The following is a 20,107-nucleotide window of genomic DNA, read 5'->3' as shown; positions in this document are numbered from 1 at the left end:
CATGATCTAGTGCGGGCCATGCTGCATCGCAACAGGCGTTCGCCCCCTTCGCCCGCCGGCAGCGCCCAGGCGATGCAGAAGGCCGCGCCCCCTGCCTCGCCATCGCCAGAGCTGCCCGTTTTCGGAGCGTCGCCTGCGGAAGCCGGTTTCATCAAAGCGACATGCAATCAGCTTAATCGGCGGTGCACTCGCCGAGGGTCGCGACCAATCCGGGGGCGGATCGACCAAGCGCAGCAACCGGGGGCCGCAATGAGCACCGAATCCGCTGTCCGCCACTACCGCAGCATCTTTATCAGCGACCTGCACCTCGGCACGCGAGGCTGCCAGGCCGAGCTCTTGCTCGACTTCATCCGCCACGTCGAATGCGACCGGCTCTATCTGGTCGGCGACATCATCGACGGCTGGAAGCTGCGCAGCGGCTGGCACTGGCCCCAAAGCCACAACGACGTGATCCAGAAGATCCTGCGCCTGGCCCGCAAGGGAACCGAGGTGATCTACGTGCCGGGCAATCACGATGACCGCATCCGTGACTTCTGCGGCACGCACTTCGGCGGTGTCATCGTGGTCCGCGACGTGATCCACGAGGCCGCCGACGGCAAGCGCTACCTGGTCGTCCATGGCGACGAATTCGATGGCGTCGTGCAGCAGGCCAGGTGGCTCGCCTTCCTCGGCGATTGGTCCTATAGAACCATCCTGATGCTGAACACCTTGCTGAACCGCGCTCGGCGACGCATGGGTTTCGGTTACTGGAGTCTCTCGGCCTATCTTAAGGTCAAGGTGAAGAACGCGTTGCATTTCATCGAGAACTTCGAGGCCGCCGTGGCCGACGAAGCGCGCAGGCGGGGGGTCGACGGGGTGATCTGCGGACACATCCACAAGGCCGAAATGCGCGACATAGACGGAATCACCTATGTGAACGATGGTGACTGGGTGGAAAGCTGCACCGCCCTCGTCGAACACGCTGACGGTCACCTCGAAATCCTCGAATGGGCCAAGCTGCGCTCGTGGTCGGTCATCGACCGCAAGCGCGCCACGTCCCTTGACGAGCCCCTGCCGGAGCCTGCCGCCGCCTAATGCGAATACTGCTCGCCACGGATGCCTGGGAACCTCAAGTCAATGGCGTGGTTCGCACCCTGACCCGGGTGGTCGAGGAACTGCGCGCCATGGGCCACGAGGTCGACGTGGTCAGTCCCGACCAGTTTCCGACCTTCCCGCTGCCGACCTATCCGGAAATCAAGCTGGCCATCGGCGCCTACGAGCCCGTGCAGGATCGCTTCAAGTCGTTCGAGCCCGAGGCGATCCATATCGCCACCGAGGGTCCGATCGGCCTGGCCGCCCGCCGCATCTGCCTGGAGTGGAAGCTGCCGTTCACGACCAGCTATCACACCAAGTTCCCTGAATATGTTTCGGCCCGCCTGCCTTTGCCGCTGGCCGCCGGCTATACCTACATGCGCTGGTTCCATAAGCCCTCCGGGCGCCTGATGGTCGCCACGCCCACCATGCGCGACGAGCTGGCCAAACACGGTTTCCGCAACCTCTCGCCCTGGTCGCGCGGCGTCGACACCGACATCTTCCGCCCCCGCCAGCCCGAAGAGTGCGACGTGTTCGAGGGCCTGGCCCGGCCGATCTTCCTCAATGTCGGCCGCGTGGCCGTCGAGAAAAACATCGAGGCCTTCGCCAGCCTGGATCTGCCCGGCACCAAGGTCATCGTCGGCGACGGTCCCCAGCGCGAGGAGCTGGCCGAGAAATATCCCGGCGTCGTGTTCGCCGGAGCCAAGTTCGGTGAAGAGCTGGGCCGCTATTTCGGCTGCGCCGACGTCTTCTGTTTCCCCTCCTTGACCGACACCTTCGGTCTGGTGATCCTGGAGGCCATGGCCGCCGGCGTGCCGGTCGCCGCCTTCTCGGCCCCCGGCCCTATCGACATCATCCCCGGCTCCAACGCCGGCTGTCTGGCTCCGGGCCAGACCGACGGGCTGAAGGAAGCCTGCATGGCCTGCCTCGACCTGGACAAGACGGTCGTCCGCAAGTTCGCCGAGGGCTTTTCGTGGCGCTCCTGCGCCGAGGAGTTCTTCAGGAACCTTCAGCCCTATCCCGAGCCGGAAAAGACCCGATTCTGGCGCAGGCTCCGCCGGCTGGCGCGACTGCGCGGGCGGACGGCGGCTTAGCAGCCGACCTCGGAGGTACCCTCCCGTCACCCCAGAAAACTATCTGCCAGCGCCTGATCAGCTTCATACAACCAGCACTCGTGCAGCAGGCCGTCCTTGGACGTATAGACCAGCAGCCGCTCGACCAGCGCCTCGCGGCCGTCGCGGCTGAAGCGTTCGCGGGCCAGCACGGCGGCGCGGTCGGTCCCTACCATCACATCGACGATCTCGACCAGCTGGCGCCGGGTCTTGCGGGAGACCTCCGCCAGGACCGCCAGCGCCGCCGTCTTGCCGCGATGCGAGCCCGCAAGTGGGCTGGTTCCGGCATAGTGGATCGTGAAGTCGTCGTGATAGCAGGCGAAGATGGCCGGCACATCGCCCGCCCTCCAGGCCCGCACATAGGCGTTCACGACCTCGCCGACGCTTCCCGTCATGGCCTTCTCCCCATCAAAGACCTGTCTTTCTACGCCGCCTTGCGGCCCAGAACAGTCAGCAGTCCCGCCACCCCGGCGCTGGATCAGGGCGCATAGGCCTTTTGCAGGCGCTGGGCCAGCAGCGGCGCCGCCATGCGGGCGGCGTGGGGTCCGGTGTTGCAGACCGTGACGACCGCCATGCCGCGCTCTGGCGCCACGACCGCCAGCATGTGCCACATCGTGTTGGAGCCGTCGTGAACGAGGGAAGGGCCGCGCGTCCAGGGCATGGGCGGCGCGATGGCCCAGCCCAGGGCGTAGGGCGCCCCGCCTTCGCCCACCGGCCGCGTCAGCCGCGCCATCGTTTCAGGCTTCAGCAACCCACCGCCCTCGGTCAGGAACAGGCGAAGGAACTTGCCATAGTCGGCCAAGCTGGCGTGGACCTTCCCGGCCGGCCCCAGGGCCAACGGATTCTCCGCTGCGGGATCGGTCGGGTCCATGGGCGTGGGCGCCACGACGGCGCCGATGAAGGGCGGCGCCCTGTGTCCCCAGGCGTTGTCGCCCAGCGGCGCGCCAAAGCCGGCGCTGGCCATGCCCAGCGGCTCGAATATCCGTCGGCCCATCGCCGCCTCCCAGGTCCCGCCCGTCAGTCGCTCGATGGCGGCCCCAGCCAGAATGTAGCGCTCCGGCCAAGGCGGGCGCTCCGGTCTTCTTCAAGAAGGCCTCCAGTTTTTCGGGGGGCTCCTGGGCGTGCGCGGCGCCCACCAGCATCAGGCCGGGTCCGGCTATGACGATCTGGCGGCGCGTCGGCAAGCGGCCTCCCCGGAGGCGCGCGGACCCTGACCCGGGCTCGCGCCAACCTCAAATGAAACTTTGGACAGACAGGGCGTTCCCGGCCAAGCTCCCCGCCAAACAGACGTATGGGGTGGCGACGTGGGTATTGTGGGCAAGGGACTCCTATTCGTGGGTGCGGCCATCGGGGCCGTCGCCATAGTGATGGCGGTGCGGACGGCGACCTTCAAGGCTCCGGCGTCGGTTGATATCGCCGCCGCCAATCTAGCCGCGGCCAAGCCGGTCGACACCGCCAAGGCCGTCGCCAACCTGGCCCAGGCCGTGCGCTTTCAGACCATCAGTCACCAGGACAAGGCCGACGACCAGCCGGCCGAGTGGGACAAGCTGCACACCTGGCTGCAAACGACCTATCCCGCCGCCCATGCCGCCATGAAGCGCGAGGTCGTGGCCGAGCATAGCCTTGTCTATACTTGGTCCGGCTCGAACCCGGCCCTGCCCCCCATCGTTTTGATGGCCCACCAGGACGTGGTCCCGGTGACGCCGGGCAGCGAGGGCTCCTGGACCCATCCGCCGTTCGACGGCGTGGTGGCCAACAACGCAGTCTGGGGTCGGGGGGCGATCGACGACAAGGGCTCGCTCGTGACCCTTTTCGAGGCCCTCGACGGTCTGGCGGCAGGCGGCTTCAAGCCGGTGCGCACTGTGATCCTCGTCAGCGGCCACGACGAGGAGGTGCGCGGCGTCGGCGCCCGCACCGCCGCAGCCCTGCTGAAATCGCGCGGGATCAAGGCGCAGTTCGTGCTCGACGAGGGCATGGCCGTGGTCGAGGACCATCCCGCCACCGGCAAGCCCGCCGCCATCATCGGCACGGCCGAGAAGGGCTACGCCACGCTGAAGGTCACGGCCCCGGCCATCGGCGGCCATTCCTCGTCGCCGCCAAAGGAAACAGGTGTCGCGACGCTATCGCGGGCCGTTCTGGCCATCGCCGGCAAGCCGTTCCCGATGAAATTCTCCGGCCCAGGCGCCGACATGCTGACGTCGATCGCCCCGCACGCCGAGATACCGGTCAAGGTGTTCGTCGCCAACAGCTGGCTGTTCTCGCCGCTGCTGGTGAAGGTCACCGCCGAAACGCCGGCTGGGGCGGCCATGCTGCACACCACCATCGCCCCCACCATGCTGAAGGGCTCGCCCAAGGAGAACGTCCTGCCGCAGGACGCCACCGCCTGGATCAACTACCGCATCGCGCCGGGCGACACTTCGACCGAGATCATGGCCCGCGCCAAGTCGGCGGTCGGCAAGCTGCCTGTCGAGCTTGCTTGGACAAAGACGCCGGACGAGCCCTCGCCGATCTCCTCGACCAGCTCCGAAGCCTGGAAGACCATTGCCAGCCTCGCCGCCGACGAGAGCAAGGCGCCTGTCGTTCCTGGCTTAGTCATTGGCGGCACCGACAGCCGCTACCTCGCGCCCGTGGCCACAGACATCTACCGCTTCCAGCCGCTGGTGATGTCGATCGACGAGACCAAGATGATCCACGGCACCGACGAGCACATCAGCATCGCCAATGTGGAGCGGATGGTGCGGTTCTATCAGCGGCTGGTCGAGACGGCGGCGTCCAGATAACGCGCGCCAGACGCCCCCTCCGTCACGGCGCGGATACGCAACGTGACGGAGGGGGCGTCCCCGCGCTAGAAGGCTGAGCATGCCCGACGACGCCCAGAAGCCCGCCGCTCCCAAGCCCGCCGCCCGGTTCGGCGAAGGCTTCGTCATGGACGCCTGGTACGTCGCCGCCCTGTCGCCGGAGCTCAAGCCCGGCAAGATGGAGCACCGCGAACTGCTGGCCGAGCCGGTGCTGCTGGGCCGCACGCGCAAGGGCGAGGCCTATGCGATCCGCGACGTCTGCCCGCACCGCGCCGCCGCCCTGTCGGCCGGCAAGGTCAAAACCGAGGCGAACGGCGCCGAGAGCATAGAATGCCCCTATCACGGCTGGCGGTTCGGCACGGACGGGGCCTGCACCGCGATCCCGTCGCTCACGGCCGACAGCGATCTGGACATCTCCAAGGTGCGGGTGCGCCGCTATCCGGTGGTCGAGAGCCAAGGCCTCGTCTGGATCTGGATGTCGTCGGACGCCCGCTTCGACGGCGAACCGCCGGAAGCCCCGCCCGTCATCCCGGGCATCGTCGGCGGCAAGCCCAAGCTGGTCGACGCCCTGGACTATGACATCCACATCGACCACGCCGTGCTGGGGCTGATCGACCCGGCCCACGGCCCCTATGTGCATCAGCAATGGTGGTGGCGCACCACCGCCAGCCAGCACGAGAAAACCAAACGCTTCGCCCCGTCCGAGGCCGGCTTCACCATGGTCCGGCACGAGCCGTCCAAGAACTCCAAGGCCTACGCCATTCTGGGCGGCGAGCCCCTGACCGAGATCACCTTCCGCCTGCCCGGCCTGCGCTGGGAGCATGTGACGGTGGGCGACAAGCAGGTGCTGGCCCTGTCGGCCATGACGCCGATCAACGCCAACAAGACCCGCATGAACCAGATCATGTGGTCCGATCACTGGGCGTTCACAGCCTTCCATCCGATCATCCGGATCGCGGCCCGGGCCTTCCTGCGCCAGGACGGCTATATCGTCGGCGTGCAAAGCCAGGGCCTGCAGAGCAATCCGCCGCTGATGTGGGTGGGCGACGCCGACCAGCAGGCCCGCTGGTACCAGCAGTGCAAGCGCGAGTGGCAGGCCAGCCGCGCCGAGGGCCGGGCCTTCGTCAATCCGGTCAAGGAAACGACGCTGCGTTGGCGCACCTGATCGGCAAACTCGGGCGACGGCTGGGGCGCAGCCTCGTCACCCTGCCGACCCTTCAAGGCTGGCTGTTCTGCGCCGCCGCCTGCGCCCTGACCGTGCCGATCATGGCCGCCATCGGCTTTTCCACCGGCCTCTACCACCTGACCCCGACCCAGCCGGACCTGGCGCTCCGTATGCTGACGGTGCTGTTCATCCCGGCCCTGGGCGAGGAGATCCCGTTTCGCGGTCTGCTGACGCCCGACCGTGGTGAGCCGCAGCGCCCGGTGCTCGAGATCGCAATCTCGACCGGCCTCTACACCCTGTGGCACGTGTTCGAGGCGCTCACCTTTCTGAAGGCCGCAGCCAAGATCTTCCTGCGCCCCGACTTCCTGCTGTGCTGCGCCGTGCTGGGCCTGGCCTGCGCGATCATGCGTCGCCAGACAGGCTCGCTGTGGCCCGCCGTGCTGCTGCACTGGGCCATGGTGGTGATCTGGCAGACCTGGTGGGGCGGGGTCAGCGCGCTGGGGTAAGATCCCGAACAAAAAAAGCCCGCCTGGTCGGGGGAACGACCAGACGGGCTCGTGTTGGAACGCGGGAGGGACGGAAACCGCGTTCCAGACCTCTATGTGTTAGGCGCGGTAGACATAGGCGCTGGAAACGTAGCCAACGCCGACGCCATCCTGGCCAACCAGAATCCACTTGCCGTCGCCGGTGCGGCCCAGAGCCTGGAAGGTCTGACCAGCGCCGACGCCGCCCACCTTGGCGCCGCGGGTCGAGGCAGAGGCGCGCAGGTTCAGGTTCGAACGGGCGACATATTTGCCGTCCAGCTGGGTGACAGGCTCGGCCTGGATGGAGTCAGCGAAACGGACGCCATCGCTCTTGTAGGTGCCGCCAACGGCCTGACGGGCGTCCTTCTTCTGCATCTTGCAGCCGACATAGGAACCCGCGCCGGCGCCGACGACAGCGCCGACGGCGGTGCCTGCGCCACGTTCGTTCTTGGCCAGCTTGTTACCGGCCACGGCGCCCAGCAGGCCGCCGATTACGGCGCCGACTTCCTGCTTCGAACCGGCGGCGTTACAGCCGACGACGCCGCCCAGGCGCTGTTCGACGGCGAAGGCCGAGGGAGCCGAAATCAGGGTCAGGGCGCTGGCGGTCATGGCCAGACCCAGGGCGAACGTCTTGGTGGTGCTGCTGATGGTCATGGTGAGTATCCTTCGTCCCGTGAATGTCTCCGAGGTCATCAACCCCGTGAGACAGACAATGGCAGGTCGAAGCTGAACGGCGCCGGCGACCGCGCGGACAGAATTCGTTCATGTGGAAAAAAGTTTTGGGCGCCGCCCAAAGCCGACCCGCAGGCCGGCGCGCGCGTCCTACTCCCCGTCCGCGCCCCGCCTCAGGCACGGCTTGAGGATCACCTTGTCGATCCGCGAGCCGTCCATGTCGACGATCTCGACATCGAACCCGCCAAGCTCGACGATCTCGCCCTCGCGGGGGATGCGGCCCAGGCGGTCGAGGATCAGGCCGGCCACGGTGTGATAGCCGCCCTCGGCCTCGAAGGACTCGCCCAGGGCGTCGTTGAGTTCCTGGATGTCGAGGCGGGCATCGACCAGCCATGAGCCGTCTTCGCGGCGCAGGATGCGGGTTTCGGTGTCGTCATGGCCTTCGGGAAAGTCGCCGGCAATCATTTCCAGCAGGTCCAGCGGGGTGATCACCCCCTGCACCGAGCCGAACTCGTCGACCACCAGGGCCATGTGCAGCGGGGTCTGCTTGAAGACCGCCATGGCGCGCAGCAGCGACATGGTCTCGGGAATGGCGATGGGCCGCTGCACATGGGCGGCGACGTCGATGGGGCCGCCGGTCAGGGCGGCGTCCAGCAGGTCCTTCTTCAGGACCACGCCGATATCGCCATCGAGGTCGTCGTCGGTGGCGACGACGATGCGCGAATAGCGGCAGTTGCGGATTTCCGTCAGAATCTCCTCGGGCGTATCGGCCAGGGAGATCCAGAAGAGGTCACGGCGCGGGGTCATCGCGACTCGCACAGGGCGGTCGCCCAGACGCAGCACCTCCTGGATCATCGAGCGCTCCTCGGGCTCGATCAGGCCGGCGTCGGCGCCTTCGGCCAGGACGGTCTCGACCTCCTCGGCGGTCATGTCGTTGGTCCGCTCGTCGCGCACGCCCATCAGCTTGAGAATGGTGGCGGTCGAAACGGTCAGGATGGTCACGAACGGGCGCAGCACTGTGGCCACGATGGCAAGGAACGGGGCCATGCGGCGGGCGATGGCGTCGGGGAACAGCAAAGCCAGGCGCTTTGGCACCAGCTCGCCCAGGATCACCGACACGTAGGTCAGGCCGATGACCACCACGATGGTGGCGATGATCTCGGAATGAGGTCCGATCACGGGCTTGGTCGACAGCCAGGTGTCAAGCGCGCCGGCGATGGTGGCCTGACCGTAGGCGCCGGCCAGGATGCCGATCAGGGTGATGCCCACCTGCACGGCCGACAGGAACCTTGTTGGATGCTCGGCCATGGCGAGGGCCAGCTTGGCGCCCTTGTCGCCGCGATCGGCGAAGGTCTGGAGCCTAGCCCGGCGGGCGGAAACCACCGCCAGTTCGGACATGGAGAAAACCCCGTTCAACAGAACGAGGAGAAACACGACGGCGAGCGCGAGGAGGATCATGGCCGAAGCGCGTTCCGCGAAAGTGTGCTCGGTTTCGCGATTAGAACGCGCTCCGCATTATCCCCGGCCGTTTCCGTCCAAAAAGACGGCAACGGTTGGTGGGTCGATGACGCGACGCCGGGCGGCGACCGCGACCCTGACTTCCTTGACGCGGCGAGGGTGAACCGTGGGCTCACTATACAAAAGAAAACGCCGCGGCCCATAGGGCCGCGGCGCATCAGTTTTGGTCAGGGAAAAATTTAGAGGCTTACGAAGCGGGACGTGCCATCGAGGTCTTGTTCTTGACGACGTTCTTCTGGGCTTCGTGCTGGCCGGGGGGCAGCGGGATCAGACCGCGGCCTTGCAAGTAGCCGCCACGGCCTGAAGCGGCGTCCGAGGTGAACTCCGACAGGAACTCGGCCAGGCCCGGCGTGACGCCGATGCTCGACTTCTTCACATAGATGTAGAGCGAGCGGGCCAGCGGATAGGAGCCGTCCGAGATGGTCTGCGGGTTGGGACGCACGCCGTTGATGCTGGCGACCTTCACCTTGTCCATGTTCTCTTCGAAGAACGAGAAGCCGAACACGCCGAGGGCGCCCGGGGTCTTGGTCAGGGTGCCGACGATGGCGTTGTCGTTCTCCCCGGCGTCGATCCAGCCATCGTTACGCAGCGGATCGACCTTGGCCTTGAACAGCTTTTCGTTGTTCGAACGCAGTTCGTCGGCGGTCGGGAACTTGCGGGCGCCGGCCTCGATGGCCAGTTCCACGAAGGCGTCGCGGGTGCCCGAGGTGGGCGGCGGGCCATAGACCTGGATGCGGTTGCCCGGCAGGCCGTTGCCGACGTCGTCCCAGCTGTTGCTGGTGTTCTTCACGAACTGGCCGCCCTTCAGCACCTGGGCGGAGAGGCCCAGATACAGGTGCTCGGTCTTGAAATTGTAGTCGGCGCCGTCCTTGTCGGTGGCGACAACGATGCCGTCGAAGCCAATCTTGATCTGGACGATGTCCTTGACGCCCTTGGCGGCGCAGGCGTCGAACTCGGACTTCTTCATCGGACGCGAGGCGTTGGCGATGTCGGGGAAGCCTTCACCGCCGCCCGAGCAGAACAGCTTGATGCCGCCGCCGGTGCCCAGCGATTCGACCTTGGGGGCCTTCTTGCCGGTCTTCTTGGCGAAGTTCTCGGCCACGCGGGTCGAGAAGGGGAACACGGTCGAGGAGCCGGCGGCCCAGACATAGTCGCGAGCGGCGTGGGCGGGGACAGCGGCGAGGCCCGAAAGGGCGACGGCGGCGGCCGCGCAGGAAAGCATCTTTTTCATAGAGAACTCCTGGAAGTCTCGAGAGCTTGGGGAGGATCTAGGATCGCTCCCGATGGAGTGGTCCTAGTTGGCAAGGCAATCAGGACCGCCCTTTTGGGGCGGTCCTGGGTCGTTTCTTAGAAGTCGAACTGGGCGCGCATCTGGAAGGTGTCGACGTCGACATCGTTCAGCTGCGTGTTGACGCCCGTGGTCAGCGGGTTGTCGTTCTGGGCCTTGGTGTAGTTGGCCTGGAAACGGACGTAGGGGTGGGGGTACCAGTTCAGACCGGCGGTCCAGGCGGTGTACTTGCCAGCGGTGGCGACGCCCTTCAGGTCGGTCAGGTCGACCGAGTCATAGCGCAGGGCCGCTTCCCAGGCGCCCATGCCGCCGGCAGTCATCGGCGACAGGATGCGGGTGCGGTTGAACTCGCCGCGAGCGGCTTCGTAACGGCGGGTTTCGCCGGTCAGGAAGAAGCTGCCGGTGACGTAGAAGGAGTCGAGCTCGACGTCCGACGCCGTGCCGGTGCGGTCGGCGGTGATGCGGGCGTATTCCGACTGCAGCGAGAACTGCTTGTGCAGCAGGACGGCTTCCAGGCCGATCGTCTTGTCGTGGACGCCAACGGCGCCCGACGAGGTGTAACGCGCGCCGTAGTTGGTGTTGTTGCGGACCTGATAGGTGAAGTTGGCCTGGTCGCCGCGGTCGCGGTAACGGCCCCAGACGCCCAGGTGGACGGTGGTGAAGTCGGTGACGATCGGCGCGAAGGTGGCGCGGCCGTTGTAGCCGAAGGTTTCCTTCGAGCCCGTCGAGACGTTGGTGGCGACGTCGGCGTTGTTCAGGCTATCGCCCGAGACGGCGACGGCGGCGGTCCAGTTGGGGCCGTTCATCTTGTACTGCAGGTTCATCACGCGACCGGCGTTGATGAAGTCGTTGAACGCGCCGCGTTCCATCATCGTATTGTAACGCGACGAGTTGATGTCCTCGAGCGACACGGTCTTGAAGTTACCGACGATGATCGACGAGGTTTCGGTAGGTTTGTACTCGAGGGTCAGGTCTTCCCACTGGGTGGTGCCGCCGCCGCTGGAGATGCTGGCCTCGGCCTTGTAGGCCCATTGACCGTTCCAGGTGCCTTCGACGCCCAGACGGGCGGTGCGCAGGCGGGTGTTCCAGGCCTTGAAGTCGACGCCGGTTCCGGTGCGATCGACGTCTTGGTAGACGACATCTTCGTACACGCGACCGCGGACCTTGAAGGTCAGGGTGTCGTTGGCGAATTGCGGCGCGCCGCGCCAGGTGGTGGTGGTGTCTTGCGCTTGAGCCGAGACGCTCAGGCCCAACGCGAGCATCACGCCCAGCGCCGAACCGCCGACCAGCGTGGTCTTGTTCCGCATGTGAGGATTCCCCTTCAGACTGCCCCTGGCCTCTCGCCCTCTTTTCAGGAGCGGGATCAGGATGACAGCGGCTTAACGGGGTCCCGTGACGGTTCCGCCACCGATTTGTGACAGCCCCGCGACAAGCGTTTTCAAGAGGTTAACCTGTGGCAGAGCCGCCACAGGGTCGTCCGTCGTCAGAGCAAACGGCTACGGATGATCTGCGACAGCAAGTCGATCATCGACACGGCCACCACGATGACCAGCACGATGCAGCCGGTCTGATCGTACTGGAATCCGTTGACGGATTCGAGCAGCACCTGGCCGATGCCGCCCGCTCCGATCAGCCCTAGCACGGTGGCCGAGCGGCTGCTCGATTCGAAGCGGTAGAGCGCGTAGCTGGTCCACAGCGGGGCCACCTGAGGGATGACGCCCCAGACGATCTCCTGCAGGGACACGGCGCCGGTGGCGCGCACGCCTTCGACCGGACCCTTGTCGATCGACTCGACAGCCTCGGCGAACAGCTTGGCCAGCACGCCGCCGGTGTTGAACATCAGGGCCATGACGCCGGCGAACGGACCCAGGCCGACGGCGGTGATGAAGATCAGGGCGACGACGAGGTCGGGCAGCGAGCGGATCAGGTCCAGGGCCCGGCGGACCGGCTGCTGAATCCACACCGGCGTGATGTTGCGAGCGCCCAACAGACCCAGCGGGATGGCGACGATGATGGCCAGGGCCGTGCCCCACAGCGCCATCTGAATGGTCTGCCACATCTTGCCGATATAGGTCGGCCAATCCATCGCCATGAACAGCCCGGCATTGCCGAACGGCGCGAAGAAGCCGGTGGCGAATTCGCGCATCCGGCCCGCTTCGGTGAACAGCTGCGGAAACTTGTCGATCTCGGCTGGCTTGAAGCTGACGATCAGCAGGCCGATCACCCCGCCCCATAGCAGGATGTCGAAGGCCTGGGCCGAAGCCGACTTCTTCGGCGGCTGCGGGATGGTGTCGCTGATCATGGACAGGCTCAGTTGGCCGGCGCGGGCAGGCCGGCCTTGCCCTGCGCGGCGACGCGCTCGGCCTTGACGCCGTCGAGGGCCTTCTGGGCGGCGGCGATCTTGGCCGCGTCGCCGGTTTCCTTGGCCAGGCCAAACTGCTCCAGGGCTTCCATCTCGCGCACCACCAGCAGGTGGGTGTCATCGGCAGCCAGGAATCCGCCCATCGACAGCTTGGCCAGATTGGCCCGCTGCTGGGCCGCGACCGGGGTGTCGCCCTGGCCATAGGTCAGGAAGAACTGGCGGACCTTCTCCTTGAGCACCGGATCCAGCTTCTTGCGCCAGACGATGGGGTCTTCGGGCAGGACCGGTGATTCCCAGATCACCTTGATCTTGTTGGACTGGGCGCCGCCGCGGTTGTCGTTGAGGCGCAGGGCCGTGGTGTTGTTGGTGGCCGCGTCCAACTTCTTGTTGGCGACCGCGAACAGGTTGGCGTCATGGCTGGCGCTGAGCACGGTCTTGAAACAGGTGTCGGGCTTCTTGCCGGCCGGGATGAACACATAGGTCATCGGGGCCAGAGTGCCCGAGGTCGACTTCTTGTCGCCGATGCCGAAGTCCAGCGTCTTGTCGCACTTCAACAGGTCGGCAAGGGTCAGCTTGCTGTCGGCCGGGACGATGATCACCGACTTGTAGCCATCAGTGCCCGAAGGATCGAAGGTGCGGGCGAAGACTTCGCCGCCCGAGCGGCGCACGGCTTCCAGGCCCGACTGGTTGGAGAACCAGCCCACGTCGGTCTGGTCGGCGCCCATGGCCACGATCAGCGACGAATAGTTGGACGAGAAGAACGGCTTTACCTTCAGGCCGGTCTGCTTTTCCATGTCGACCAGGATGGGCTTCCAGTAGCTCTCCATGTTCTGGGCCGACTCGGTCGACAGGATCGAGAACACGATGGTGTCCTTGGGTCCCTCGGCAGCGGGCTTGGGCGAGCAGGCCGACAGGGCCATGGCGGCTGCGGCGGCGATGAACAGGCTGCGGCGGATCATTGCGGAGCTCCTTCCCAGAATACGTCCTCGAATTCCGGGCCGTAGATGTCGATGAGTTGTTCACGTTTCAGGCCGTCGGCCGGGCCGTCATAGACCTTCTTGCCGGCCTTCAGGGCCACGACCCGGTCGCAATAGCGCAGGGCGTAGTCCACCTGGTGCAGGGTGACGACCACGGTCAGGCCGTCGGATTTGTTGAGGTCGCGCAGGATGTCCATGACCTTGCGGGCCGACACCGGGTCAAGCGAGGCGACCGGCTCGTCGGCCAGGATGATCTTGGCCTTCTGGACCAGGGCCCGGGCGATGGCGCCGCGCTGCTGCTGACCGCCGGAAAGCGTGTTGGCCCGCTGGGCGGCGTATTCGGACACACCCACGCGATGCAGGGCCGCCATGGTCGCGGCCTTGGTCTCGGCCGGCCAAGCGCCGAACACGCCGCGCCAGAACGGAATGCGGCCCAGCGACCCCAGCGCCACGTTACTGAACAGCGAGAGCCGGCCGACCAGGTTGAATTGCTGGGCGATGAAGCCGATGCGCACCCGGGCCTTGCGGACCTGATCGCTGACCTTGCCCCTGGCCTGAACGGGTCCGCCAAAGGCGGTGATCACGCCCCCGTCGGTTCCCTTGGCCGGCTCATCAATGGTCTGGAGGCCGTCGATCGAGCGCAGAAGCGTGGATTTGCCCGAGCCCGAAGGGCCGATGAGCGCGATCATCTCGCCGCGACTGACGTCGAGCGAAACGGCGTCCAGCGCCCGGCGAGACCCGAAGGTCTTTGAGGCGGCGCGGATCGAGAGAACAGGGTCCGACGTCATGGTCGGGGCGAATCCTTAACGGGGTTTCGGACGAAGGGGAATGCGTTCGACGGTTTGGCGGCCGTTCGCAATGGATTTGTGACGCCCGGCGGCCCGACTCGCCTCGGGGCCAGGGTCGGAAAGGTCTTTACATCGGGGGGCTATAGCCCTACTTCGCACTCCTCCGGCGGACCCGAAGTCCTCATAAGCGCTGCTAACGCCGGCCTAGGTTTCACTTCTTGCAGGGGGTTACGTGCATTGCACACGTACCATGAACCCCTGGACCTGGTCCGTGAGCGGTCACCGGAACGTCCTGTCGCACTCGTGCGACGGGATGCGGTGTCGGTAGCGGCGCGCTGGTTCCAGGCTGAATTTAAAGGCGATGTCTTCTACGCGGTGAAGGCCAATCCTTCGCCCTGGGTGATCCGCGAGCTGGTTGACGCCGGCGTGCGGTCGTTCGACGTGGCGTCTCTCAACGAAATCGAGCTGGTGGGCGAGCATGCGCCCGGCTCACGCATGGCCTTCATGCACCCGGTCAAAAGCCGCGTGGCGATCTCGGCTGCCTATTTCGATCACGGCGTGCGGACCTTCTCGTTCGACACCCACGAGGAACTGGCCAAGATCCTTGAGGCGACCGGCAACGCCAAGGACCTCAACCTGATCGTCCGCATGGGCGTGCAGGCCGAGGGCGCGGCCTATAGCCTGTCGGGCAAGTTCGGTGTCGAGCCGCATGCGGCTCCGGCCCTGCTGCTGGCCGCCCGTCGCGCCACCCAGGACCTGATGGGCGTCAGCTTCCACGTCGGCAGCCAGTGCATGCGGCCTACGGCCTATCAGGCGGCGATGGCCCAGGCCTCGCGCGCTCTGGTGCGCGCTGGCGTTCTGGCCGATGTCGTCGATGTCGGCGGCGGCTTCCCGTCGATCTATCCCGGCATGGTTCCGCCGGACATGTCCGAATATCTGGCCGCCATCGACCGCGGCTTCGCCGAGATGATGGTCCACGAGTCGACCCAGCTGTGGTGCGAACCTGGCCGGGCGCTGGTGGCCGAGGCCTCGTCGCTGCTGGTCAAGGTCGAGCTGAAGAAGGGCGACGCGCTCTATTTGAACGACGGGTCCTATGGCTCGCTGTTCGACGCCGCGCACATGAAGTGGCCCTTCCCGGTCAAGCTGTACCGCAAGAACGGTGGCGAAATCGTCGACGACGGCCTCAAGCCCTTCCGCTTCTACGGCCCCACCTGCGACAGCGTCGACCACATGCCCGGCCCGTTCTATCTGCCCGACAGCGTCGATGAGGGCGATTACATCGAGATCGGCATGCTGGGCGCCTATGGCGTGGCCATGTCGACCCGCTTCAACGGCTTTGGCGACAACGAGACCGTCGAGGTCCAGGACGCGCCGATGGCCTCGATGTACGGCCTGGCCAAGCGCTCGATCCCGACCCACAAGCCGGAGTCCGAAGAGCGCAAGGTCGTCCGCTTTTCGCGCCCCAAGGGCGCGGCCGGCAAGCGCAAACGTCGTCGCTAGTTCGACACCGTTCGCCACTAGATCATTTCTGAGTTAAACCGCGCGCCGCACTCGACGTTACAGACGTCGGGTGCGGTTCGCATTTCCGCTCCCGCCGGTTGCTCCGTCCCGGTGAAGAGTTTGTTCCAACGACGGGCGTCCAAAGTCAGGGAAACCGAAACGATGAACGCTCCCGTTCAGAACAACCAAAAGGCCGAGCTGCTGCAGAACGTGGTCGAGCACATCGACATCACGTCCTTCGACGCCCGCCCGATCATCGACGCCATGCGCAAGATGTCGTTCAGCTCACGCGACACCGCGCGCGCCGCCGACATCTTCAACATGGCGCTGCAGGACCAGTCCTGCTCGCCGTGGCTGATCCTGGCCGGCTCGACCTCGGCCGGCGGCTGCATGCACGTCTATCGCGACATGGTGCAGAACGGCATGATCGACGCCGTGGTCGCCACCGGCGCCTCAATCGTCGACATGGATTTCTTCGAGGCCCTGGGCTTCAAGCACTATCAGGCCGCCGGCCCGGTCGACGACAACGTGCTGCGCGAGAACTATATCGACCGGATCTACGACACCTATATCGACGAGGAAGAGCTCCAGAACTGCGATCACACCATCCTGGAGATCTGCAACGCCCTGGAGCCGCGCGCCTATTCCTCGCGCGAGTTCATCTGGGAAATGGGCAAGTGGCTGAGCGAAGGCAACGCCAAGAAGCCCGGCTCGCTGATCCAGACCGCTTTTGAGCAGGGCGTGCCGATCTTCTGCCCCGCCTTCGTCGACAGCTCGGCCGGCTTTGGCCTGGTCAAGCACCAGAAGGAGCAGATCGCGGCGGGCAAGCCCTATCTGATGATCGACGCGGTCGCAGACTTCCGCGAACTGACCGATATCAAGATCGCGGCCGGCACGACGGGCCTGTTCATGGTCGGCGGCGGCGTTCCCAAGAACTTCGCCCAGGACACCGTGGTCTGCGCCGAGATCCTCGGCGTCGAGGCGGACATGCACAAATACGCCATCCAGATTACCGTGGCCGACGTGCGCGACGGCGCCTGCTCGTCCTCGACCCTGAAAGAGGCCGCTTCCTGGGGCAAGGTCAACACCACCCACGAGCAGATGGTCTTCGCCGAAGCCACCACCGTGGTGCCGCTGATCGCCTCGGACGCCTATCATCGCGAGGCCTGGAAGGGCCGCGAGCGTCCGCGCTGGAACAAGCTGTTCGGCAAGTAGGCTTGATGCCTCCGGCTTGAAAATGCAGGGTCCCCGAAAGCGATTTCGGGGACCTTTTTCATGTACGCTTCTTGGCGCGCTTCCTGGACCATCGGCCTTGCTGGCCTGCTTCTCGCCAGCTGCGCCAGTTTGCCCGGCGGCGCGCCCTCCAATCGTTACCTCGCCAAGAGCGCGTTCGACGCGCGCGACCACCTGCCGCCGCCGCCGGCCAAAGGCTCGCCCGAAGCCCTGCGAGACCGCGAAATCTTCCTCGGCACCCGGCCGCTGAAGGACACGCCCCGCTGGTCCCTAGCCCAGGCCGACAATGTCGAGGAGCGCATCCTAGAAGGCTATGCCTGCGCGCTGGGCGTGACCCCGACCTTCGAAACCACGCCGAAACTGGCCGCCACCCTGCTGCGGATGAGTCGCGACGTCCGCTCGGCGGTCGCCGGGCCCAAGCTGAAATACAGGCGTCCACGGCCCTACCTCTCGGCGGAAGGCCCGATCTGCGTGCGCAGGAGCCCGGGCCTGACCCTCTCGCCCGACTATCCATCCGGACATTCGACCTGGGGTTGGAGCGTGGGCCTGCTGCTCGCCGAAGTCGCCCCCGACCGGTCCGAGGCTATTCTGGCCCGCGCCAGGGCCTTCGGAGAAAGCCGCATCGCCTGCGGCGTTCACAATGCCAGTTCGGTCGAGGCCGGACGGATGAACGCCCAAAACCTTTTCACCGCCCTGAAGCGGTCGGACGCTTTCCAAGCCGACTTGGTGGCCGTGCGCGTCGAGCTGGACGCGGCCCGCGCGGCCGGTCCAACGCCCGACAAGGCGCGCTGCGAGGCCGAGAGCGCATTGCTGTCTCGGCCGCTCCTCTAGCTTGCGCCCGGCCCTTCCCGCCTCTACCTCTTGGCCATGGCCCATCACGCCGCTTGCGATCACGATCACGACCACAACGGCGTCGCCGGCTCCGCCCTCGCGGCCGAGTTGGAAGCCGCCGAGGCGCGCTGCTTGGCGGCTGAACAGCGCCTGACCGCGCCGCGCCGACGGGTGCTGGAACAGCTTCTGCAGGCCGGCCAACCGGTGAAGGCCTATGACCTGATCTCAACCTACGCGGTTGGTGGTCCGCCGGCCAAGCCGCCGACCGTCTATCGGGCGCTGGACTTCCTCGAAAAACAGGGCTTCGCCCACCGGATCGAGAGCCTGAACGCCTATGTCGCCTGCCGCAAGGAAGCCGACGGCCATGCCGCCGCCTTCCTGATCTGCGACTGCTGCGGCGCCACCCGCGAGATCGAGCCCAAGGCTAGCGCCGAAATCATCGCCGCCGGCGCCGCAGCCGGCTACGCCCTGGCCGCCGTGACCATCGAGGCGCACGGACTTTGCGCGGATTGCCGGGGTTAGGGGAACCACGATCCCGCCGGTTCTGTTGTCTCTTCGAACCCGAGGAGACAGGTCATGGCCGACAAACCCAATACCGAAGGCCGCGAAAAGAACGCCGCCGAACCGCTGGGCGAGTTCACCGCCCTAGGCGGCAAGGACAAGGTCCAGAAGACTGGAGAGCGTGAGCGCAAGTCCGCCGGCCCGGACGGGCCCGACGCCACGGTGATCGGCGACACCTTCAAGCGCTCGCCGGGCAAGGGCTAGCGCAGGCGGCAAGAAGCCCGCTAAGACTCGAACAACCGTTCAAGCCGTTCGAGAGCCGCCATGACGACCGCAGAATCCCTCCCCGGCGTCGAAATCTGGCGCGGAGGCGTCAATACTTGGGACTGCGACGAGATGGGGCACATGAACGTGCGCCACTATATCGTGCGCGCCATGGAGGGTCTGGCGGGTCTGGCGGCCGAGTTGGGCCTGCCCCACGCCTTCACCCCCTACGCCAACGCCACCCTGCTGGTGAAGGAACACCACGTCCGCTTCCTGCGCGAGGCCCATGCCGGCGCGACCCTGCACATGCTGGGCGGGGTGATCGAAATCACTGACACCGAGGCCAAGCTGCTGCAGCTGCTGGTCCACTCGGCGACAGGCGAGCTGGCCGCGACCTTCCAGACCACGGTCGTCCACGCCACGCCGCGGGAAGGCGAAGTCTTCCCCTGGCCGAAAACCACTCGCGAGCGGGCCAAGGCCCTGATGGTCGAGGTTCCGGAAAAGGCCCGCGGCCGCAGCATCGCGCTCGATCCCTTCGTCCCGACCGCCGGCTTGGAGCGCGCTGACGCCTTGGGCTTGCAACGCATCGGCCTGGGCGCCCTGTCGCCCACCGAGTGCGACGTCTTTGGCCGCATGCGGGCCGAACAGTTCATCGGTCGGGTTTCGGACGGCATCGGCAGCTTCATCGGCCCGTTCCGCGACGTGATCGTCGCCAATGCGGACCACAGGCCGGTACGGTTCGGCGGAGCGGTTCTGGAATACCGTCTGGCCTATCTGCGCTGGCCCCGGGCCGGCGACCGGGTCGAGCTGCGCTCGGGCCTGATGGGCGCGGATCCGCGAACCATGCGGATGGCCCACTGGATGGTCGATCCCGCCACCGGCCTGCCCTGGGGAACCTCGGAAGCCGTGGCGATCACCTTCGACCTCGACGCCCGCAAGGCGGTGCCGATCACGCCGGCGGCGCAGGAGGGTTTGGAGGCGTTCTCAGTGGAAGGGCTGGAGCTGTAGCGGCGGGCGCTTGAACTTCACTGAAGGCGAACGGCGCTGCGACTGGCTTGGTCCCCAGCCAACGCTCAAAGAGGATATACTGATCATCGCTTCAGGTGAGGTAGCGGACCTGGAAGTTTAGGACGGTGGCTTGCTGGACCGCTGATCACGCAACACAGCGGCGTAGAACGCTACATTTACACCCCCCAAGATCAGGGACGCCGCTACAAGCGGTAATGCTTCGCGAGTCTGGTTGCTCGCGAACGCGACGATGGCTAGGACGAAAGCCGGGAACAGCAGTGATATAATCAACGCCGCAGTACGGGGAGCCCGCCAGTTTACCGCGCCCTTGTAGTTCCATTGCATAGGCCACTGAGATCCTGGTTCGCTTTTGAAAAATGCTATGGTCCCGGCGATGGCGGTGACGAAAAAGGCGACCAGTGCAACTGTGTTAGCCACCCACATAGCGTTCTCTCTAGTAAGCTTAGCCGCGCCGAGCGATGCGCGGCGAATGTC

20 protein-coding genes are annotated in these 20,107 nt (G+C 66.0%); 11 read left to right on the top strand and 9 right to left on the bottom strand.

Annotated elements, in window-relative coordinates:
- The first annotated feature begins 249 nt into the window (after positions 1–249).
- Entirely contained in the window at positions 250–1,074 is an 825-nt protein-coding gene (locus ACP69S_RS13125) for a UDP-2,3-diacylglucosamine diphosphatase (protein ID WP_425997870.1), read from the top strand.
- The gene (locus tag ACP69S_RS13120; RefSeq protein WP_425997868.1) at positions 1,074–2,165 is read left to right on the top strand and encodes a glycosyltransferase family 4 protein; all 1,092 of its coding nucleotides are present in this window, start codon (positions 1,074–1,076) and stop codon (positions 2,163–2,165) included. The genes ACP69S_RS13125 and ACP69S_RS13120 overlap by 1 nt, the downstream gene beginning before the upstream one ends.
- Before the next feature lie 26 nt (positions 2,166–2,191).
- On the opposite strand, the gene ACP69S_RS13115 is transcribed toward ACP69S_RS13120, so the two are convergent.
- Both ACP69S_RS13115 and ACP69S_RS13110 read right to left on the bottom strand, forming a co-directional pair.
- Entirely contained in the window at positions 2,192–2,578 is a 387-nt protein-coding gene (locus ACP69S_RS13115) for a nuclear transport factor 2 family protein (protein WP_425997866.1), read from the bottom strand.
- Positions 2,579–2,661: 83 nt separating this feature from the next.
- Complete coding sequence (locus tag ACP69S_RS13110; RefSeq protein ID WP_425997934.1) at positions 2,662–3,228, bottom strand: serine hydrolase domain-containing protein; 567 nt, start codon at positions 3,226–3,228, stop codon at positions 2,662–2,664.
- 259 nt (positions 3,229–3,487) lie between these two features.
- On the opposite strand from ACP69S_RS13110, the gene ACP69S_RS13105 reads away from it, so the two are divergent.
- From ACP69S_RS13105 to ACP69S_RS13095, 3 genes are all read left to right on the top strand, one after another.
- Positions 3,488–4,963, top strand: coding sequence for a M20 family peptidase (locus ACP69S_RS13105; RefSeq protein WP_425997864.1), 1,476 nt, complete (start codon positions 3,488–3,490; stop codon positions 4,961–4,963).
- 73 nt (positions 4,964–5,036) lie between these two features.
- Positions 5,037–6,146: a Rieske 2Fe-2S domain-containing protein gene (locus ACP69S_RS13100; RefSeq protein ID WP_425997932.1), complete on the top strand. Its 1,110-nt coding sequence runs from the start codon at positions 5,037–5,039 to the stop codon at positions 6,144–6,146.
- Complete coding sequence (locus tag ACP69S_RS13095; RefSeq protein WP_425997862.1) at positions 6,134–6,652, top strand: CPBP family glutamic-type intramembrane protease; 519 nt, start codon at positions 6,134–6,136, stop codon at positions 6,650–6,652. The genes ACP69S_RS13100 and ACP69S_RS13095 overlap by 13 nt, the downstream gene beginning before the upstream one ends.
- Positions 6,653–6,751: 99 nt before the next feature.
- Here the strand turns inward: ACP69S_RS13095 and ACP69S_RS13090 are convergent, their stop codons facing one another.
- From ACP69S_RS13090 to phnC, 7 genes are all read right to left on the bottom strand, one after another.
- Positions 6,752–7,324: an SH3 domain-containing protein gene (locus ACP69S_RS13090; RefSeq protein WP_425997861.1), complete on the bottom strand. Its 573-nt coding sequence runs from the start codon at positions 7,322–7,324 to the stop codon at positions 6,752–6,754.
- A 168-nt stretch (positions 7,325–7,492) separates the two neighbouring features.
- A complete protein-coding gene (locus ACP69S_RS13085) occupies positions 7,493–8,800 on the bottom strand; it encodes a hemolysin family protein (RefSeq protein WP_425997859.1) in 1,308 nt (435 codons plus the stop codon).
- Positions 8,801–9,047: 247 nt separating this feature from the next.
- Entirely contained in the window at positions 9,048–10,091 is a 1,044-nt protein-coding gene (locus tag ACP69S_RS13080; RefSeq protein ID WP_425997858.1) for a substrate-binding domain-containing protein, read from the bottom strand.
- A gap of 116 nt (positions 10,092–10,207) precedes the next feature.
- Positions 10,208–11,455 carry an OprO/OprP family phosphate-selective porin gene (locus ACP69S_RS13075; RefSeq protein ID WP_425997857.1) on the bottom strand — a complete coding sequence of 416 codons (1,248 nt, stop codon included), beginning with the start codon at positions 11,453–11,455 and terminating at the stop codon, positions 10,208–10,210.
- Positions 11,456–11,631: 176 nt separating this feature from the next.
- On the bottom strand, positions 11,632–12,450 hold the full coding sequence (gene phnE / locus ACP69S_RS13070) for a phosphonate ABC transporter, permease protein PhnE (protein WP_425997855.1): 819 nt from the start codon (positions 12,448–12,450) through the stop codon (positions 11,632–11,634).
- Positions 12,451–12,458: 8 nt separating this feature from the next.
- Positions 12,459–13,469 carry a phosphate/phosphite/phosphonate ABC transporter substrate-binding protein gene (gene phnD / locus ACP69S_RS13065; protein WP_425997854.1) on the bottom strand — a complete coding sequence of 337 codons (1,011 nt, stop codon included), beginning with the start codon at positions 13,467–13,469 and terminating at the stop codon, positions 12,459–12,461.
- Positions 13,466–14,275 carry a phosphonate ABC transporter ATP-binding protein gene (phnC, locus tag ACP69S_RS13060; protein ID WP_425997853.1) on the bottom strand — a complete coding sequence of 270 codons (810 nt, stop codon included), beginning with the start codon at positions 14,273–14,275 and terminating at the stop codon, positions 13,466–13,468. Before phnC ends, phnD begins: the two co-directional genes overlap by 4 nt.
- 237 nt (positions 14,276–14,512) lie before the next feature.
- On the opposite strand from phnC, the gene ACP69S_RS13055 reads away from it, so the two are divergent.
- The 6 genes from ACP69S_RS13055 (at position 14,513) to ACP69S_RS13030 (ending at position 19,612) form a co-directional block, all read left to right on the top strand.
- The gene (locus ACP69S_RS13055) at positions 14,513–15,775 is read left to right on the top strand and encodes a type III PLP-dependent enzyme (RefSeq protein ID WP_425997851.1); all 1,263 of its coding nucleotides are present in this window, start codon (positions 14,513–14,515) and stop codon (positions 15,773–15,775) included.
- A gap of 162 nt (positions 15,776–15,937) precedes the next feature.
- Positions 15,938–16,990 (top strand): 1,9-bis(guanidino)-5-aza-nonane synthase, encoded by a 1,053-nt coding sequence (locus ACP69S_RS13050; protein ID WP_425997850.1) that lies wholly within the window; start codon positions 15,938–15,940, stop codon positions 16,988–16,990.
- 60 nt (positions 16,991–17,050) lie between these two features.
- Entirely contained in the window at positions 17,051–17,839 is a 789-nt protein-coding gene (locus ACP69S_RS13045) for an acid phosphatase (RefSeq protein ID WP_425997849.1), read from the top strand.
- A 36-nt stretch (positions 17,840–17,875) separates the two neighbouring features.
- On the top strand, positions 17,876–18,361 hold the full coding sequence (locus ACP69S_RS13040; protein ID WP_425997848.1) for a transcriptional repressor: 486 nt from the start codon (positions 17,876–17,878) through the stop codon (positions 18,359–18,361).
- Positions 18,362–18,415: 54 nt separating this feature from the next.
- Entirely contained in the window at positions 18,416–18,604 is a 189-nt protein-coding gene (locus ACP69S_RS13035; RefSeq protein ID WP_425997846.1) for a hypothetical protein, read from the top strand.
- A gap of 60 nt (positions 18,605–18,664) precedes the next feature.
- Positions 18,665–19,612: a thioesterase family protein gene (locus tag ACP69S_RS13030; RefSeq protein WP_425997845.1), complete on the top strand. Its 948-nt coding sequence runs from the start codon at positions 18,665–18,667 to the stop codon at positions 19,610–19,612.
- The last annotated feature ends 495 nt before the right edge of the window (positions 19,613–20,107 follow it).

It is taken from the genome of Caulobacter sp. DWR1-3-2b1, from assembly GCF_049895765.1.
GTDB lineage: Bacteria > Pseudomonadota > Alphaproteobacteria > Caulobacterales > Caulobacteraceae > Caulobacter.
Note: the sequence above shows the minus strand (reverse complement) of the source record. Positions and strands in the feature narration are given on the sequence as shown.

Coding starts and splice junctions, on each gene's coding strand:
- ACP69S_RS13125 (WP_425997870.1), top strand. CDS start 250: ATGAGCACCGAATCCGCTGTCCGCCACTACCGCAGCATCTTTATCAGC.
- ACP69S_RS13120 (WP_425997868.1), top strand. CDS start 1,074: ATGCGAATACTGCTCGCCACGGATGCCTGGGAACCTCAAGTCAATGGC.
- ACP69S_RS13115 (WP_425997866.1), bottom strand. CDS start 2,578: ATGACGGGAAGCGTCGGCGAGGTCGTGAACGCCTATGTGCGGGCCTGG.
- ACP69S_RS13090 (WP_425997861.1), bottom strand. CDS start 7,324: ATGACCATCAGCAGCACCACCAAGACGTTCGCCCTGGGTCTGGCCATG.
- ACP69S_RS13085 (WP_425997859.1), bottom strand. CDS start 8,800: ATGATCCTCCTCGCGCTCGCCGTCGTGTTTCTCCTCGTTCTGTTGAAC.
- ACP69S_RS13080 (WP_425997858.1), bottom strand. CDS start 10,091: ATGAAAAAGATGCTTTCCTGCGCGGCCGCCGCCGTCGCCCTTTCGGGC.
- ACP69S_RS13075 (WP_425997857.1), bottom strand. CDS start 11,455: ATGCGGAACAAGACCACGCTGGTCGGCGGTTCGGCGCTGGGCGTGATG.
- phnE (WP_425997855.1), bottom strand. CDS start 12,450: ATGATCAGCGACACCATCCCGCAGCCGCCGAAGAAGTCGGCTTCGGCC.
- phnD (WP_425997854.1), bottom strand. CDS start 13,469: ATGATCCGCCGCAGCCTGTTCATCGCCGCCGCAGCCGCCATGGCCCTG.
- phnC (WP_425997853.1), bottom strand. CDS start 14,275: ATGACGTCGGACCCTGTTCTCTCGATCCGCGCCGCCTCAAAGACCTTC.
- ACP69S_RS13050 (WP_425997850.1), top strand. CDS start 15,938: ATGAACGCTCCCGTTCAGAACAACCAAAAGGCCGAGCTGCTGCAGAAC.
- ACP69S_RS13045 (WP_425997849.1), top strand. CDS start 17,051: ATGTACGCTTCTTGGCGCGCTTCCTGGACCATCGGCCTTGCTGGCCTG.
- ACP69S_RS13040 (WP_425997848.1), top strand. CDS start 17,876: ATGGCCCATCACGCCGCTTGCGATCACGATCACGACCACAACGGCGTC.
- ACP69S_RS13035 (WP_425997846.1), top strand. CDS start 18,416: ATGGCCGACAAACCCAATACCGAAGGCCGCGAAAAGAACGCCGCCGAA.
- ACP69S_RS13030 (WP_425997845.1), top strand. CDS start 18,665: ATGACGACCGCAGAATCCCTCCCCGGCGTCGAAATCTGGCGCGGAGGC.